This window comes from Mycobacterium sp. NPDC050441 (genome assembly GCF_040655355.1).
Classification (GTDB): domain Bacteria; phylum Actinomycetota; class Actinomycetes; order Mycobacteriales; family Mycobacteriaceae; genus Mycobacterium.
Window position 1 is genome coordinate 362,523 of the sequence record NZ_JBFAJS010000006.1, and the last position, 15,622, is coordinate 378,144.

A 15,622-nucleotide genomic window follows, 5' to 3' on the forward strand; every position below is an offset into this window, starting at 1 on the left:
CGCCGCTAATTGCACCCAAATCGCCCGTTAAGGAGCCGTAATGAAAGTTAATTTGGGTACCGGGGCGCAGAACTCCCACGATTGGGACCGCGTGCTGGCCGGTGACTTCAGCACCCCGCCCGCCACACCGGACTACAAGTGCGTGCAGGCCGCGCTGGCACTCGGCGACCTCGCCGAGCCGCTGGGCTTCGACGGGATCTGGTTCCCCGAGCACCACGGCACGCCATACGGCATGACACCCAACCCGATTCAGGCCCTGACCTATTTCGCCGGACGCACCGAGCGGGTCAGCCTGGGCACCTTCGTGGCGGTGGTGCCGTGGTGGAACCCGATCCGGCTGGCCACCCAGATCGCCTACCTCGACATCGTGTCCAACGGTCGCTACACCACCATCGGCCTGGGCCGTGGTGTGTCCAAGGGCGAGTTCGCCGCGGTCGGCGTGCCGCGCGAGGAGAGCCGCGATCGGTTCAACGAGACGCTGGACATCCTCAAGCTGGCCTTCTCCGGTGAGCGGTTCTCGTACGAGGGCAACATCTTCTCGTTCCCCGAGATGTCGCTGCGTCCGGAGCCGATCAGCACCGACCTGTTCGACCGCATCTACAGCTCGTCCTCGACCGCCGAGTCGCTGGAGATCCTGTCCCGCCGCGGCATGGTGCCGCTGTTTGTCGGAAACAAGCCGATCACTGATGCCGGCGAGGAAGTCCGCAAGGTCAACACTTTCCGGGCCGAAGAGGGCCTGGGACCGTGTCAGCCCAAGAACGTGATGTTCATGTACTGCGTGGAGTCCGAGGACGAGGTGGCCCAGACCGAAGAGTGGATCTGGACCGCCAACCGCGACGTCAACGTGCACTACGGTTTTGCCGACGCATCGAACTTCAAGGGCGTCAAGGGTTATGAGGCGTATGCCGCCCGCGAAGCATCCGCGACGGCCGTATTGGCCTCCGAGGTCGGCAACCAGAAGAAGGGTGGCCCGCCCGGATACCACGCCTCGAACCTGTTGATCGGCACCCCCGAGACGGTGTTCACCAAGCTCAAGGCGGCGCAGGAGGCCTGCTCGTTCTCCGAGGTCACCATCGTCCCGCAGTTCGGCACCATGCCGTACGAGAAGGCCTTCGACAGCGTCCGATTGTTCGCCGCCGAGGTGCTGCCCGCGGTGCACGACATGCCCGCCCCGCTGCACGCCGCCGCGCTGCCGGAGAAGGCCAACGCATGACCCAGCCGGACACCTGCGGGCCCACCGATACGCCCACCGATATCGACATCGACGCGATCCGTGAGCGCTACGCCGCCGAGCGGGCCAAGCGGCTGCGGCCCGAAGGCGCCGACCAGTACCTGGAACTGGAAGGCGATTTCGCCGACTTCTACGAGGTCGATCCGTACACGACGGTGACCGAACGGGACCCGATCACCGAGGAGTCCGACGTCGTCATCCTCGGTGGTGGCTTCGCCGGGCTGCTGGCCGGGGCGTATCTGAAGAAGGCCGGTGTCGAGGGGATCCGCGTCATCGAGATGGCCGGCGACTTCGGTGGGGTCTGGTACTGGAATCGCTTCCCCGGCATCCAGTGTGACAACGACGCCTACTGCTACATCCCGCTGCTCGAAGAGCTCGACTTCATGCCGAGCAAGAAATTCGCCGACGGCGCCGAGATCTTCCAGCACTGCCGCAACATCGGCAAGCATTTCGGCCTGTACGACGGCGCATTGTTCTCCACGCAGGTGCGCGAACTGCGTTGGGAGGACGCGACGCAACGCTGGCAGATCACCACGGACCGGGGCGATGACATCCGGGCCCGTTTCGTGGTCATGGCGCAAGGCTCCTACAACCGGCCGAAGCTACCGGGCATCCCCGGGATCAAGGACTTCGCCGGCCACGTGTTTCATTCCGCCCGGTGGGATTACGACTACACCGGCGGGGACGCCGACGGCGGCCTGCATAAGTTGGCCGACAAGCGCGTCGCCCTCATCGGCACCGGCGCGACCGGCATCCAGCTGGTACCGCACCTAGGCCGCGACGCCCAGCAGCTGTTCGTCTTCCAGCGGACTCCGTCGTCGGTTGACGCCCGATCCAACCCGGCCACCGATCCGGCGTGGGCCGCGTCCCTGCAACCGGGTTGGCAGGAAGAGCGGAAGCGCAACTTCCACAACTGGTCGCCGTTCGTCGGTGTGGTGTTCGGTGAGCCAGACCTGGTGTGCGACTTCTGGACCGAGCTCGGGCGCAATCTGACCGCCCGGATCGCCGCCAGCGATGACCCGGCGGCGGTGACCATCGAGCAGATCATGGCCTTCCGGGAAGAGGAAGACTTCAAGATCATGGAGCGGCTGCGCCGGCTCGTCGGCGAGATCGTGGAGGATCCCGCGACCGCCGAGGCGCTGAAGCCGTACTACCGCTTCATGTGCAAGCGGCCGACGTCGAGTGAGCAGTATCTCGCCACGTTCAACCGCCCCAATGTGACCCTCGTCGACGTCTCGGCCTCGAAGGGTGTGGAACGGCTGACCGAGAAGGGCATCGTTGCCGACGGTGTCGAATACGAGGTCGACTGCGTGATCTTCGCGAGTGGCTTCGAGATCTCCACCGAGATCAGCCGCCGGTTCGCGATCGATCGCATCGTCGGGCGTGACGGGCTCGAGCTGTTCGACTACTGGCAGAACGACTACAAGACACTGCACGGCATGACCAGCCGTGGATTCCCCAATCAGTTCTTCATGGGTTTCATCCAGGGCGGCGTGTCGGCCAACACCACGGCGATGTTCGAACAGCAGGCCCGCCACATCGCCTACATCATCGCCGAGGCGCAGAACCGGGGTGCCACCAAGGTCGAGCCCAGCCAGGAGGGCCAGGACACCTGGGTCTCGACAGTGGGCGAACTGGCGATCGACAACTCGGCGTTCGAATTGTCGTGCACGCCTGGCTACTACAACAATGAGGGCCGCGGTGGCGCGGAGCGCAACGGCGCTTTCCTGGGTGATTTCTACTCGCCCGGGTTCTACGCCTTCGACGAGCTGATCGCTGACTGGCGGGCCAAGGGCGACCTGGACGGATTAGAGCTCACCACATGACGACGACAACAGTGCTTGACACCCGGGACATCAAGCCGCGCATCGGAACCGAGATCCGCGCCGACAAGGCCACGCTTCTCTCTGGCGAGCATGCCGGGCGGATCCGGGAACTGCTGGAGCAGCGCGGGGTGCTGGTGTTCCCGCAGGTCGGGTTCAGCGACGAGGAACAGATCGCGTTCACCGAAACGCTGGGCACGTTCGCCCCGGAGGCGTTCGGCGGGAAGCTCTACAAGGTGTCGCTGGATACCGAGGTGAACAAGCAGGCCGACTATCTCAAGGGCTCGCTGTACTGGCACATCGACGGCACGATGAACGAGGTGCCGATCCTGGCCTCGCTGCTGCAGAGCGTGGCACTGGGTAACCCCGAGGAAGGCGACACCGAGTTCTGCAACACCTATGCCGCCTATGACGACCTGTCCGACGAGGACAAGGCCGACATCGAGGGGCTGCGGGTGATGCACTCGGCGTGGAACACGCTGTTCTACTACGACCCCGAGCCCAGCGCCGAGTCGCTGCGCCGCATGATGGCGATCGGTGACCGCGAGCTGCCGTTGGTGTGGACGCATCAGTCCGGCCGCAAGTCGCTGGTATTGGGTGCCACCGCGCGCCACATCGTCGACGCCGACGGCCCGATCGACTTCAGGCGAAGCATCGAACTGCTGGTGCGGCTGCGGGATTGGGCCACCCAGCCCGAATTCACCTACCGGCACAAGTGGAGCGTCGGTGACCTGGTGATCTGGGACAACACCGGAACCATGCACCGCGCCACGCCGTACGACCCGTCGTCGGGCCGGCCGTTGCAGCGCACCAAACTCGAGGGCGAGGAGCCCTTCGCTTGAGCACTCTGAGATTCGACGATCGTGTCGCGGTCATCACCGGCGCCGGCCGGGGGCTCGGCCGCGAGTATGCCCTGCTGCTGGCATCGAAGGGCGCGAAGGTGGTCGTCAACGACCCAGGTGGCAGTCTCGCCGGAGACGGCGCCGACACCGCACCCGCCCAGCAGGTGGTCGACGAAATCGTCTCGGCCGGTGGAGAAGCCATCGCCGTCACCGATTCGGTGGCCACCCCCGAAGGCGGTCAGGCCATCATCGGCACTGCCGTGGAGCACTTCGGTCGCGTCGACATCCTGATCCACAACGCCGGCACGGTACGCCGCGGCTCGCTCAAGGAGATGAGCTACGACGATTTCGACTCGGTGCTCGACGTACATCTGCGCGGCGCGTTCCACGTTGTCCGCCCCGCATTTCCACTCATGTGCGAGGCCGGCTACGGCCGGGTGGTGCTGACCTCGTCGATCGGCGGTCTTTACGGCAACCATGAGGTGGCCAACTACGCCGCGGCCAAGGCCGGGATCCTCGGGCTGTGCAATGTGGTGGCTCTCGAGGGTGCCGCCGAGGGCGTCGTCTGCAATACGATCGTGCCGGGCGCGGTGACCCGGATGGCCGAGGGCCTGGACACCTCGGCCTACCCGCCGATGGGTGCGGACCTGGTGGCACCGGCCGTAGGCTGGCTGGCTCACGAATCCTGTTCGGTCACCGGTGAATTCTTCGTGGCGATCGCCGGACGGCTGGCTCGCGCCGTCGTCGCTGAGTCGCCGGGCGTGTATCGGCCGTCGTGGACCGTGGAGGAGGTCGGCGAGCAGATGGACCGCATCCGCGACCTCAGCGAACCGGTGGTCTTCCCGGTGGTTCCCGACGGGCACGCCGAGCACATCCGCTACAGCTTCTCAAGGGCAGCAGAGGGGGCCAGATCATGACAAATGGTCCGCTGCACGGGGTTCGGGTCATCGACCTCACCGCCATGGTGATGGGGCCGTACTGCACGCAGATCATGGCCGACATGGGCGCCGACGTGATCAAGGTGGAGACACCGGCGGGGGACAACACCCGTTACATCTCGGTGGGTCCGGCTCCGGGTATGAGCGGGGTGTTCGTCAACGTCAACCGCGGCAAGCGCAGTGTGGTCCTGGATCTGCGATCGGAGCAGGGCAAGGCCGACCTGCGTGCGCTGATCGCCGATGCCGATGTGTTCATCCACTCCATGCGGGCCAAGGCCATCACCAAGCTCGGGTTCGGTTACGACGACGTGGCGGCCATCAACCCTGGCATCGTCTACACCAACTGCTATGGCTACGGCCGGCGCGGCCCGGATGCCGATCGGCCCGCCTACGACGACACCATCCAGGCCGAGTGCGGAATACCTGCGGTGCAACAGCATTTGACCGGTGAGGCGTCCTACGTCGGCACGATCATGGCCGACAAGGTGGCCGGGCTGACCGCGCTGTACGCCACGACGATGGCGCTGTTCCACCGGGAGCGCACCGGCGAGGGCCAGGAGGTGGAGGTCAGCATGTTCGAGACCATGGCCTCCTTCATGCTGGTCGAACATGCCAACGGCGCCATGTTCGACCCCCCGCTGGGGCCTGCGGTGTATCCGCGGGCGGTCACCCCGAACCGAAAGCCGTATGAGACCAAGGACGGTCACATCGCGGCGCTGATCTACAACGACAAGCACTGGAATGCGTTCATCGATCGGGTGCAACCCACCTGGAACAGCCCTGAATACGCGACGCTGGAGCAGCGGGCGCGGCAGATCGACACGGTGTACGGGCTGTTGGCCCAGACCCTCAAGGAGCGCACCACCGCCGAGTGGCTGGATCTGTTCGCGGAGTTGGAGATTCCCGCTGCCCCCATGCTCACCCCCGATGAGCTGTTCGAGAACGAGCACCTCAACGCCGTCGGACTGTTCGAGACCGTAGACACCCCGCACGGGCGGGTGCGGATGCCCGGTGTGCCGACCTGGTTCTCCCGCACCCCGGGTCACATCGCTGGGTACGCGCCGGAGCTGGGCGCGGACACCGCCGCGGTGCTTGCCGAGCTCGGTCCGCGGGACATCGCCGGTTAGCGGTCGGAAAAGAAAGGCCAGGAGTGGATTTCGATTTTGGTGAGGTGGCCGACACGCTGCGCGGTGAGCTGCGTGCGCTGATCGCCGACCAGGTGCCCGCCGACTTTCTCGGCGCGTTCACCGACGACCCCGCCGATCTGGCGGTGGCCCAGCAGTTCTGCCGGACGCTGGCGCAACAGCACCTGCTGTGCATGTCGTGGCCGAAGGAGTTCGGCGGCGGCGACGCCTCGGTGTGGGAGCAGACCGTGGTGCGCGAGGAGATGTGGGCGCACCACGAGCCGCGCGGCGCCCAGTACATGGGCGTCAACTGGGTCGGGCCGATCATCATGCGACACGGCACCGAAGCACAGCAGCGCAAGCACCTGCCACCGATCGCCAATGGTGAAGTGATCTGGTGCCAGGGCTTTTCCGAGCCGGAGGCCGGCTCAGACCTGGCCTCGCTGCGCACCTTCGCGCGTCGGGAGGACGGCGGCTGGCGGGTCAACGGCCAGAAGATCTGGACCTCGTACGCCACCATGGCGCAGTGGATCTTCCTGTTGGCCCGCACCTCCAAGGTGGGAGAAGGCGCAACCCAGAAGAAACAACAGGGCATGACCATCTTCCTGGTGCCGATGGATTCACCAGGCATTCAGGTGCGCCCGATCCGCACCATGATGGGCCCGCACCATCTCAACGAGGTGTTCTTCGACGACCTCAAGGTGACCGAGGCCGATGTGCTCGGCACCGTCGACCAGGGCTGGTCGATCGTGCAGGACGTGGTGTCGTTCGAGCGCGTCGGCATCGCCCGCTACGCACGCTGTGAGCGGCTGCTGCAGGCCGCCCCCGAGGTGCTCGGCGACAAATGGGACCAGCTGCCCACCGAACTGCGCGGACGGTGGACCCGGATGCTCACGCATTGCCGCCGGGCCCGGCTGATGGCCTACCGGGTGGTGTCGATGCAGGCCACCGGGCGGGTGAATCCCGGTGACTCCGCGGCATATCGGATCGCGGTGACCCGACTGGACCAGGAGAGCGCCGAGGTGCTGATGGAGATGGCTGCGGCCCTCCCCAGGGGCGGCAGCACAGAAGCCGAGTACTTCCGCGCCGAGGTCGAGGACCACTGGCGGTACTCGCAGGCGTCGACGGTGTCCTCGGGAAGTATCGAGATGCAACGCATCCTGCTGTCGCGGACCATGCTGGCCGGAAGGGCGTGATGGCGATGATTCTCGATCTCAACGACGACGCCAAAGAATATGGCCGCCAAGCCCTCAAGGCGTTCGAGGCCGCCGGTGGTGACCAACTCTTGGCCCAGGCCGACGCCAAGCCGCACACCCGCGCAGCCTTGGTCACCCCCGTCCTGGAAAGCCTGGGCGCCCTCGAGCTCGAACCAGGTTCCGATGCGGACTCGTTGGAGGCCGCGGCCGCGTTGTGCCGCAGCGCGGGGTATTGGGCCCTCCCGTATCCGGTGGCCGAGCGATTGGCGCGCCCGGAGGATCTCGACGTCGACGGGCTGATCGTCGTCGACGGGGGTGCTCCCGAGGCGGCGCTGCAGGGGCTGGACAACCGCTGGGCCACCGTCACATTGGACGGCAGGCGCAGCATGGTGGCCAAGACCGGCGCGTCGGGACCGTCGTTCGTCACCGCACTCGAGGTCAACGCGGTGGACACCCAGGGCACCGCAGATGTGGCCCTGGCCCTGACGTTGCCGTCGTGGACGCTACTCGGCATGTTGGACCGGGCCATCGACCTCACCGTCGCACACGTCAGCCTGCGCAAGCAGTTCGGTCAGCCGCTGTCGTCGTTCCAGGGCGTGCAGTTCCAGCTCACCGACGCCGAGGTGGAGCGCAGCGGCGTCGACATGCTGGCCAAACACGCGCTGTGGAGCCTGGGAACGAACCCGTCCGACGAGGCGATCAACGACGCGCTGGCTCTGCGACTGGCCGCCATCGAGGCCGCCGAGGTGGTGTTCCGGGTGTGCCATCAGCTGCACGGGGCGGTCGGCTTCTGCGACGAGACCGTACTGTCCTGGCTGTCGCGGTACAGCCAGCCGTTGCGTCGCTTGCCATTCGGGGTGTCCAAGACCCGCGAGACGCTGACTGGGCGGCTGGGCCGGCGCGGACTCACCGGGTTGTTCTCGTGAGCGAGCTCGACGAGTTCCGGGCCGCCGTGCGGGACTGGTGCGCAGCACACGTCCCGAAAGACTGGCGCCCCAACCAGACCGGTGTCGGCGACGACGAGTTCGCAGCGTTCCAGAAATCCTGGTTCGCCGAGCTGCACACCGCCGGATACGCCGTGCCGCACTGGCCGGCCGAATGGGGCGGCGGCATGTCCGTACCCCAGCAGATCGTCCTGTACCAGGAACTGGCCGCTCACGATGCGCCTCGCCTGGTGCTGGCGTTCGTCGGTATCCACCACGCCGCTTCCACTCTGCTGGCCGCTGGCACCGACGAGCAACGCAGAAGGCACCTGCCCGCCATCCTCGATGGCGAGATCTGGGTGCAGGGGTTCTCCGAACCGGAGGCCGGATCGGATCTGGCCGCACTGCGCACCACGGCTCGCGCCGACGGTGAGAACTTCGTCGTCAACGGCCAGAAGCTCTGGGCCAGTGGTGCTCTGCATGCCGACTGGTGTCTGCTGCTGGCCCGCACCGATCCGGATGCACCCAAGCGGCATGGCATCTCGTACTTTCTGATGGACATGACCGCACCGGGCATCGATGTGCGTCCGATCCGAAATGCCGTGGGGGATTCGCATTTCTGCGAGATCTTCCTCAACGACGTGGCAGTGCCCGCAGCCAACCTGATCGGCCCGGTGAACAAGGGCTGGCAGGTCGCGCAGGCCACGCTCGGCGCCGAGCGGGGCATGACCATGCTGGAATTGTCCGAGCGGCTGGGCAATGCGGGCTTCAACTGGCTGTTGGATGCCGCCCCGGCAGACGATCCCGTGGTGGCCGACCGGCTGGCGCAGTTCGAGCTCGAGCTGACCGGCCTGCGCGGACTGTGCCGGGATCTGGTGGAGCGCACCGAGGCCGGGCAGGCCGGGCCCGCCGACGCGTCGATCGTCAAGCTCTACTACAGCGAATTACTGCAGCGGATGACGGGTTTCGGCGCGGAGATCGGCGGCCTGAACGCCCACACCGTGCTGACCAAACCGGCCTCCAGCGGCTGGGAGTCGGGCGCCTGGATGCTCGATTTCATCGGATCGTGGGAATGGACCATCCCCGGTGGCGCCAGCGAGATCCAGCGGACGATCATCGGTGAGCGCGGTCTGGGCCTGCCGAGAGAACCGAGTGCGGTGTGATGAGCGAATTCTCAGAGATCCATGACGAACTGCGTTCGGTAGCCGCTGATCTGCTGGCCAAGGACACCATTGACTGGCCGCTGCTGGTCTCGGCAGGCTGGATCGGACTGGACGCGCCCGAGGACGCTGGTGGTGCCGGCGCTACGTTCGCCGAGGTCGCGGTGATCTGCGAGGAACTGGGCCGGGCCGCTGCGGCCACCGGATACCTGGGCGGTGCCGTGCTGGCCATCGGTGCCCTGAATGCGGTGCGACCCAACGAATCCCGTGATGCGTTGCTGCAAGCGGTGGTGACCGGGGACACCCGGGCCGTGCTGGCCTTGCCAGGGTCGGGCGAAGCGGCACCGTTCGATCTGGCCACCACCAGGCTGGGCTGGCGCGTCCACGGCAGGGCCGCGTTTGTGCCCGACGCGGCCGACGCCGAGCGGCTGCTGCTGCCCGCACGTGACGCCGACGGGATGGCGGTGCTCGTCGATGTGGCCGCGGATGCTCCCGGGCTGACGGTCACAGACCAGCCGGTGCTCGACGAGACCCGCAGGTTGGCCACCGTGTCGGCAGAGGGTGTCGAGGTCGACGAGGACGCGGTGTGGCGCTTCGACGGCGATGCCGAGGCCGGTTTGCGCGCGCTCGCCGAACGGGCCGCGCTCGCGGTGGCCTGCGACAGCCTCGGCGTCGCGCAGGCCATGCTAGATGCCACGGTGTCCTACACCGGGGTTCGTCACCAGTTCGGCCGCCCGATCGGCTCATTCCAGGCCGTCAAGCACGCCTGCGCCGACATGCTCGTGCAGATCTCGGTGGCCCGTCAACTGGTGCACGCGGCCGTCGAATCTCCGGGGCCTCGCGAGGTGTCGATGGCCAAGGCCCATGCCACCGAAGCCGCCGTCGAGGTGGCCGGCAAGGCCATGCAACTGCACGGCGGTATCGGCTACACCTGGGAGAGCGGCGTGCACGTCTTTCTCAAGCGGGCGGCGCTCAACCGATCACTGTTCGGGTCGCCTGCCGAGCACCGCGCCAGGATCTCTGCGCGCTACCGATGAGTTTTCCGCGCGGCGATGGTCAGACCTAGCGACCGACCATTCACCGTGAAGGAGACATATCGTGGTTACCCGTCAGAGCGCCCCGCTGGGCGCCCCCAACTGGATCGACCTGACCACGTCCGACGTTGAGCGTGCCCAGCAGTTCTACGGTGCGGTGTTCGGCTGGACGTTCGAGACCGGCGGCCCCGAGTACGGCGGTTACGTCACCGCATCCGTCGACGGCAATGTGGTGGCCGGGCTGATGCGCAACGACCCGCAGTGGAACGCCCCGGACGCCTGGACCACGTATCTGCACACCGCCGATGCCGACGCCACCGTGGCGGCGACGATTGGGGCGGGAGGGAGCAACTGCGGTGGCGTGATGGACATCCCGGCCAAGGGCCGGATGGCGATGATGACCGACACCGCCAACGGGTTCTTCGGTATCTGGCAGCCGGGCGGCCACGAGGGCTTCGCATTGTTCAACGAGGCGAGCGCGCCGGTGTACCACCAGCTGACCACCAGCGACTACGCCAAGGCGCTGGACTTCTACCGGACGGTGTTCGGATGGACCACTCAGACGGTGTCGGATACCGACGAGTTCCGCTACAGCACAGCGGCATTCGATGGTGAGGAATTGGTCGGTGTGATGGACGGGTCGGGGTTCATCCCCGAGGGCGCGCCGTCGACCTGGACCACGTTCTTCGGGTCCGACGATGTGGACAAGACGATCGAGCTGGTTGTCGCCAATGGCGGTTCGGTGGTGCGCGCGGCCGAGGACACCCCGTACGGTCGGCTGGCCGCGGTGGCCGATCCGACCGGAGCCGGGTTCAATCTGTCGTCGCTGCAGGGCTGAGCGCGAAGTCGGCGAAGTCGAAGCCGGGCACCACCACGCAACTGACCAGGGCGGGCTCATCGTCGCGGGGCTTGGCGCGCTGCCAGTGACCGGGCGGCACCAGCAGTTGCGGGTGCTGCCCGGCTTCGATGTCCGGGCCCAGCAGCCGCGCGTCAGCTGTGCTCCTGTCAACGCCGATCTCCAGGACCAGCGGGCTGCCCCGATGGTGGAACCAGAGTTCGGCACTGCGGACGGTGTGCCAGGCCGACTGTTGGCCGGGCATCAGCAGGAACAGGATCGCGGTGCCTGCGCTGCGCGGTCCGGAGTAGCCCGTCGGTAGCGAAGACTGGCTCACCGTCAGTTCGCTGCGCCACGTTTCTCGGTACCACCCGCCCTCGGGGTGCGGGGCGAGGTCGAGCCGTCTGGCCCAGTCGGGAAGTTCGGTCACAACCGATAGTCTCGTCGTCATGGTTCGTCTGCGTCCAGGGTGGCGCGTGACCCCGGGGTGGCTGACAGCCCTGTGTGCTGCGGTCCTGGTGGTGGTCGCCTGGTTGCCGTGGCTGACCACCAGCGCCAACGGCGGCGGCCGGGCCAACGCGATCGGCGGGGCAGTGGGAAACATCGTGCTGCCGCATGGTTTCGGCGCCGGGCAGCTGATCGTTCTGCTGGGTGCCGGCCTGATCGTGGCCGGTGCGATGGCCGGGCGCGGCCTGTCGCAGCGGTGGGCTTCGGCTGCGGGGCTGCTGATTTCGCTGGGCCTGGTGGCGTTGACGGTGTGGTATTACACGCTGAACGTCAAGGGGCCGGTCGCCGCGGGTTACGGGCTGTACGTCGGCGGTGCGATGGCGGTGCTGGCGGGGTTGTGTTCGGTGTGGTCGTTGTTGTCGACGTTAGGCCGATGAGCGCTCGCGCGAAGAGAGAGGGCTTGAGTGCATGAGTGAATTCATCACGCCCGTGCAGTTGACCGGGCAGCGCTGGGTGACGCTGGAACCGTTGACGACCGAGCACATCCCCGAGATCGACGCCGTCGCCGCGGACGGTGAGTTGGGGTCGCTCTGGTACACCATGACGCCACGGCCCGGCGGTGCCGCCGAGTGGGTTCAGCGCATGTTCGAACTACGGGCTGCCGACCACGGCGTGACTTTCGTGGTGCGCAACCTCGACGGCAGATTGGTGGGGTCGACGAGCTATCTACATGTCGACGGCCCGAACCGCAGGCTGGAGATCGGCCATACCTGGTATACCGCCGCAGCGCGGCGCACCGGCATCAACGCCGAGACCAAGCTGTTGATGCTCGGCCATGCTTTCGATGAGTTGAATTGCATCGCAGTCGAATTCCGCACTCACTTCTTCAACTTCGCCAGCCGTGCGGCCATCGAGCGGCTCGGCGCCAAGCTCGACGGGATACTGCGCAGCCAGCAACTGCTGTCCGACGGGTCGCGTCGTGACACCGTCGTGTACTCCATCCTGGATATCGAATGGCCCGCGGCGCGGTCCAGCCTGAATTTCAGGCTGGACCGCCGTGGTGGGGCCAATTAGTCCGCGTCGACAGTGGTGGTTTCGATCGACTTGCGATCGGCGCCGTGCGCGACGTCGATCTTGCGAGGCCGGGCACGTTCGGCCACGGGGATGGTGACGGTGAGGACACCGTTCTCGTACGTGGCGGAGATCGCCGACGTATCGATCCCGTCGCCGAGCGACAACTGGCGTCGGTAACGGCCGAAGAACCGCTCACTGGTCAGCCACTGGACCGACTCCTCCGAGCGCGCTGTTCGATGCGCCGAGATGGTCAGTGTGCCGTTGTCGACGTTGACGTCCACCGAGCCCGGATCGATGCCCGGAAGGTCGGCTGTCAGGACGTAATGGTCGCCGATCTTGCAGAGGTCCATCGGCATGAACCGAGGGGTGCGAGTTGACCCAGTTTCGGTTGACAGCAAACTCCTGGTCAACATATCGAGGTCGCTGAAAGGATCAAAACGAAGCACAGTAATTCACCTCCCATACCGTCTAAGAGCCCGCCACCCTGGCAGGCAGCCAATCACTGTGCACCGCCGATATTAGCACTCGGACAAGGTGAGTGCCAGAATATTTTCGACGCATTTTGCGATGGTTGTTGCACGTCACAGAGGTGGCTCCCGGCGTGAAGGTAATCGCGCAGCATCGGTCGGAGCGGGAAGGTGGTCGCGTCGACCCGCACTCAATCGGGAATGCGGCGGCCTTCCTCGCAGCCACAGAAGGTGGTGCCCCGAGTGCCCGCTGCCAGCCGGCGGGAGAGTCGGGCGCAACCAACAGCTACCTCTTCCTGGAGTGCAGTTTTGACCTGCGTCCGGTGAATTCGGTTGCGTTCCTACCTCGGGCGTTTAGTAGGGTGGCGGCATGTCGAGCCCGGAAGCGCACAAGATGGGGGCTTTCGGTCACGCCGTCAGCCCCCTGAATCACTGATCCTTCAGTCGTTCCGCGCCCGTTGGGTGCTGACCGTGGTGACGAGACGTCTCCTGTTCGTTCTCTTACCTCGGAGTCCTCGATGCCTATCGCTCTCTACCTTCTCGCCTTGGCGGTTTTCGCCATGGGCACTTCGGAATTCATGCTCGCCGGGCTGGTTCCGGATATCGCCGCCGGTCTCGGCGTCACGGTCGGCGCCGCCGGCTTACTGACCTCCGCGTTTGCCGTCGGAATGGTCATCGGCGCACCGGCCATGGCCGTGCTCGCGCGTCGGTGGCCGGCACGGACCAGCCTGCTCGGCTGTGTGGTCGCCTTTGCGGTCTGTCACGTCGTCGGCGCGCTGACGCCGAACTTCCCGGTCCTCTTCGGCACCCGCGTGATCGCCGCACTCGCCAACGCCGGATTCCTGGCGGTGGCGCTCAGCACGGCCGCCACGCTGGTGGCGGCGAATCAGAAAGGGCGGGCGCTGTCGGTCCTGCTCGGCGGGACGACAATGGCCACCATCGCGGGCGTGCCGGGAGGCGCAATGCTCGGCGCACTGTTGGGGTGGCGGTCGGCGTTCTGGGCGATTGCCCTGTTGTGCTTGCCCGCCGCGCTCGGCATTCTGAAGGGCATTTCCGTTCGGGCTGAAGGGAATTCGGGCACCGCCGATGACCCTCCGTTGCGTGATGAGCTCGCCCAACTCAAATCACCCGCGGTGGGATCGGCGATGCTTCTCGCGGCCCTGGTCAATGCCGGCACGTTCGCCACGTTCACATTCTTGGCGCCCATCGTGACCGACAACGCCGGTCTGCGAGAGCTGTGGGTGCCCGTGGCGCTGGTGCTTTTCGGATTCGGGTCTTTCATCGGTGTCACCGTGGCGGGCCGATTCTCCGACCGTCATCCACGCCTGGTCATCGGGGTGGGCGGCCCGCTGTTGCTGCTGGGTTGGATTGTGTTGGCGGCCTGGGCTGCTCATCCGGTGGCCCTGCTGGTTCTGGTGTTCGCCCAGGGAGTCTCGGCCTTCGCCGTGGGGAGCACTCTCATCGCACGCGTGCTTTACGCGGCATCCGGTGCCCCGACGATGGGCGGTTCGTATGCGACGGCGGCGCTCAACATCGGGGCCGCGTGCGGTCCCGCGCTGGCCGCCGCGTCGCTCGCCGGTCCGGCGGGAACCCTCGGTCCGGTGTGGGTCACCATCGCGCTCACCGGGATCGCCCTGCCGGCATCGCTGTTGATCGCCGCTAGACGGCGGACACCGACGCTCCGGTGAGCCGATCGCCGCAGCGATCGCACGTCAGCACCGGGGAGAAAGCGTGTCCCCGGCCGGTGTGGGTGAGGATCACGGCGGGGCCTTCGGGGGCCGGGAACGAACGTTGTGCCCAGGCCAGCGCCGTGACGAGCACGGGCAGGAATGCGGCGCCCTTCGGGGTCAGCCGGTAACGCGGGTCCTCGTCGGTGGTGGTGAGAATCCCGTTGCCCCGGAAGGTCTGCAAGCGGTCGGCCAGCGACGCGGGCGGAGCGACCAACACCCGTTGAAAATCGGAGAACCTGGTCGTGCCGGTGAAGGCGGCGACCAGGATCGCAAACGCCCAGCGGTTCCCGAGCACGCTCATGGTCTGGGGGAACAGCCCGGACGGGGAGTCTCGCCGGTCGCCTTCGGAGCGGCGCCGGGTCGTCACCGTGGGCAGCGACCGAGCCCAGCCGCCGCTCGGCCCCCACACGGCGGTCACCTCGCCGGCCGTCGTCGGTGCATCGCAGCCGCCGCACGTCAAAACCGGGCTGACATCTGCGCCGCAGCCCAGATGCCGCATGGCGGGCAGGGATTCGCGGTGCTCGGCCACCCAATGGCGTTCCCACTCCCAGATGGACACCAGCACCGGCCACAGCGCCCGGCCGCGCGCGGTGATCAGGTATTCATCGCGTGCAGGCCGCTCCTGATAGCGGTGACGTTGCAGCAGCCCGTCTTCGGTCAGGGAGGCCAGGCGGCGGGTCAGCACCGAGTTGGAGATCGGCAGCCGGGTCCTGAATTCCCCGTAGCGGGTGGCGCCGAGCAGAGCCTGCTGCATCACCAGCAGCGTCCATTCGTCTCCGACCAGCGCCAACATCTGCC

General features: G+C 66.7%; 16 protein-coding genes. 13 read left to right on the forward strand and 3 right to left on the reverse strand.

Annotation, left to right across the window (positions count from 1 at the left end):
• The first annotated feature begins 40 nt into the window (after nt 1–40).
• From AB0I14_RS20140 to AB0I14_RS20185, 10 genes are all read left to right on the forward strand, one after another.
• Nucleotides 41–1,213 carry an LLM class flavin-dependent oxidoreductase gene (locus AB0I14_RS20140; RefSeq protein WP_358025194.1) on the forward strand — a complete coding sequence of 391 codons (1,173 nt, stop codon included), beginning with the start codon at nt 41–43 and terminating at the stop codon, nt 1,211–1,213.
• Complete coding sequence (locus AB0I14_RS20145; protein ID WP_358025196.1) at nt 1,210–3,057, forward strand: NAD(P)/FAD-dependent oxidoreductase; 1,848 nt, start codon at nt 1,210–1,212, stop codon at nt 3,055–3,057. The genes AB0I14_RS20140 and AB0I14_RS20145 overlap by 4 nt, the downstream gene beginning before the upstream one ends.
• Nucleotides 3,054–3,896: a TauD/TfdA family dioxygenase gene (locus tag AB0I14_RS20150; RefSeq protein ID WP_358025198.1), complete on the forward strand. Its 843-nt coding sequence runs from the start codon at nt 3,054–3,056 to the stop codon at nt 3,894–3,896. The genes AB0I14_RS20145 and AB0I14_RS20150 overlap by 4 nt, the downstream gene beginning before the upstream one ends.
• On the forward strand, nt 3,893–4,813 hold the full coding sequence (locus AB0I14_RS20155) for an SDR family NAD(P)-dependent oxidoreductase (RefSeq protein ID WP_358025200.1): 921 nt from the start codon (nt 3,893–3,895) through the stop codon (nt 4,811–4,813). The genes AB0I14_RS20150 and AB0I14_RS20155 overlap by 4 nt, the downstream gene beginning before the upstream one ends.
• Nucleotides 4,810–5,961: a CoA transferase gene (locus tag AB0I14_RS20160; RefSeq protein WP_358025202.1), complete on the forward strand. Its 1,152-nt coding sequence runs from the start codon at nt 4,810–4,812 to the stop codon at nt 5,959–5,961. The genes AB0I14_RS20155 and AB0I14_RS20160 overlap by 4 nt, the downstream gene beginning before the upstream one ends.
• A gap of 23 nt (nt 5,962–5,984) precedes the next feature.
• Entirely contained in the window at nt 5,985–7,154 is a 1,170-nt protein-coding gene (locus AB0I14_RS20165) for an acyl-CoA dehydrogenase family protein (protein WP_358025204.1), read from the forward strand.
• A 5-nt stretch (nt 7,155–7,159) separates the two neighbouring features.
• Nucleotides 7,160–8,080 carry an acyl-CoA dehydrogenase family protein gene (locus AB0I14_RS20170; protein ID WP_358025501.1) on the forward strand — a complete coding sequence of 307 codons (921 nt, stop codon included), beginning with the start codon at nt 7,160–7,162 and terminating at the stop codon, nt 8,078–8,080.
• Complete coding sequence (locus AB0I14_RS20175; protein WP_358025206.1) at nt 8,077–9,240, forward strand: acyl-CoA dehydrogenase family protein; 1,164 nt, start codon at nt 8,077–8,079, stop codon at nt 9,238–9,240. Before AB0I14_RS20170 ends, AB0I14_RS20175 begins: the two co-directional genes overlap by 4 nt.
• A complete protein-coding gene (locus AB0I14_RS20180; protein WP_358025208.1) occupies nt 9,240–10,274 on the forward strand; it encodes an acyl-CoA dehydrogenase family protein in 1,035 nt (344 codons plus the stop codon). The genes AB0I14_RS20175 and AB0I14_RS20180 overlap by 1 nt, the downstream gene beginning before the upstream one ends.
• 61 nt (nt 10,275–10,335) lie before the next feature.
• Nucleotides 10,336–11,109, forward strand: coding sequence for a VOC family protein (locus AB0I14_RS20185; protein ID WP_358025210.1), 774 nt, complete (start codon nt 10,336–10,338; stop codon nt 11,107–11,109).
• Here the strand turns inward: AB0I14_RS20185 and AB0I14_RS20190 are convergent.
• Nucleotides 11,084–11,536, reverse strand: coding sequence for a cupin domain-containing protein (locus tag AB0I14_RS20190; RefSeq protein ID WP_358025212.1), 453 nt, complete (start codon nt 11,534–11,536; stop codon nt 11,084–11,086). The two genes, AB0I14_RS20185 and AB0I14_RS20190, sit on opposite strands and share 26 nt — an antisense overlap.
• 19 nt (nt 11,537–11,555) lie before the next feature.
• On the opposite strand from AB0I14_RS20190, the gene AB0I14_RS20195 reads away from it, so the two are divergent.
• Both AB0I14_RS20195 and AB0I14_RS20200 read left to right on the forward strand, forming a co-directional pair.
• Nucleotides 11,556–11,990, forward strand: a complete 435-nt coding sequence (locus tag AB0I14_RS20195; RefSeq protein WP_358025214.1) for a hypothetical protein — start codon at nt 11,556–11,558, stop codon at nt 11,988–11,990.
• 31 nt (nt 11,991–12,021) lie between these two features.
• Entirely contained in the window at nt 12,022–12,627 is a 606-nt protein-coding gene (locus tag AB0I14_RS20200; protein WP_358025216.1) for a GNAT family N-acetyltransferase, read from the forward strand.
• On the opposite strand, the gene AB0I14_RS20205 is transcribed toward AB0I14_RS20200, so the two are convergent.
• The gene (locus AB0I14_RS20205; RefSeq protein ID WP_358025218.1) at nt 12,624–13,073 is read right to left on the reverse strand and encodes an Hsp20/alpha crystallin family protein; all 450 of its coding nucleotides are present in this window, start codon (nt 13,071–13,073) and stop codon (nt 12,624–12,626) included. The two genes, AB0I14_RS20200 and AB0I14_RS20205, sit on opposite strands and share 4 nt — an antisense overlap.
• Before the next feature lie 539 nt (nt 13,074–13,612).
• Here AB0I14_RS20205 and AB0I14_RS20210 point away from each other — a divergent pair.
• Nucleotides 13,613–14,782: a Cmx/CmrA family chloramphenicol efflux MFS transporter gene (locus tag AB0I14_RS20210; protein ID WP_358025220.1), complete on the forward strand. Its 1,170-nt coding sequence runs from the start codon at nt 13,613–13,615 to the stop codon at nt 14,780–14,782.
• On the opposite strand, the gene AB0I14_RS20215 is transcribed toward AB0I14_RS20210, so the two are convergent.
• Nucleotides 14,754–15,617: a helix-turn-helix domain-containing protein gene (locus tag AB0I14_RS20215; protein ID WP_358025503.1), complete on the reverse strand. Its 864-nt coding sequence runs from the start codon at nt 15,615–15,617 to the stop codon at nt 14,754–14,756. The genes AB0I14_RS20210 and AB0I14_RS20215 overlap by 29 nt on opposite strands.
• Between the last annotated feature and the right edge of the window lie 5 nt (nt 15,618–15,622).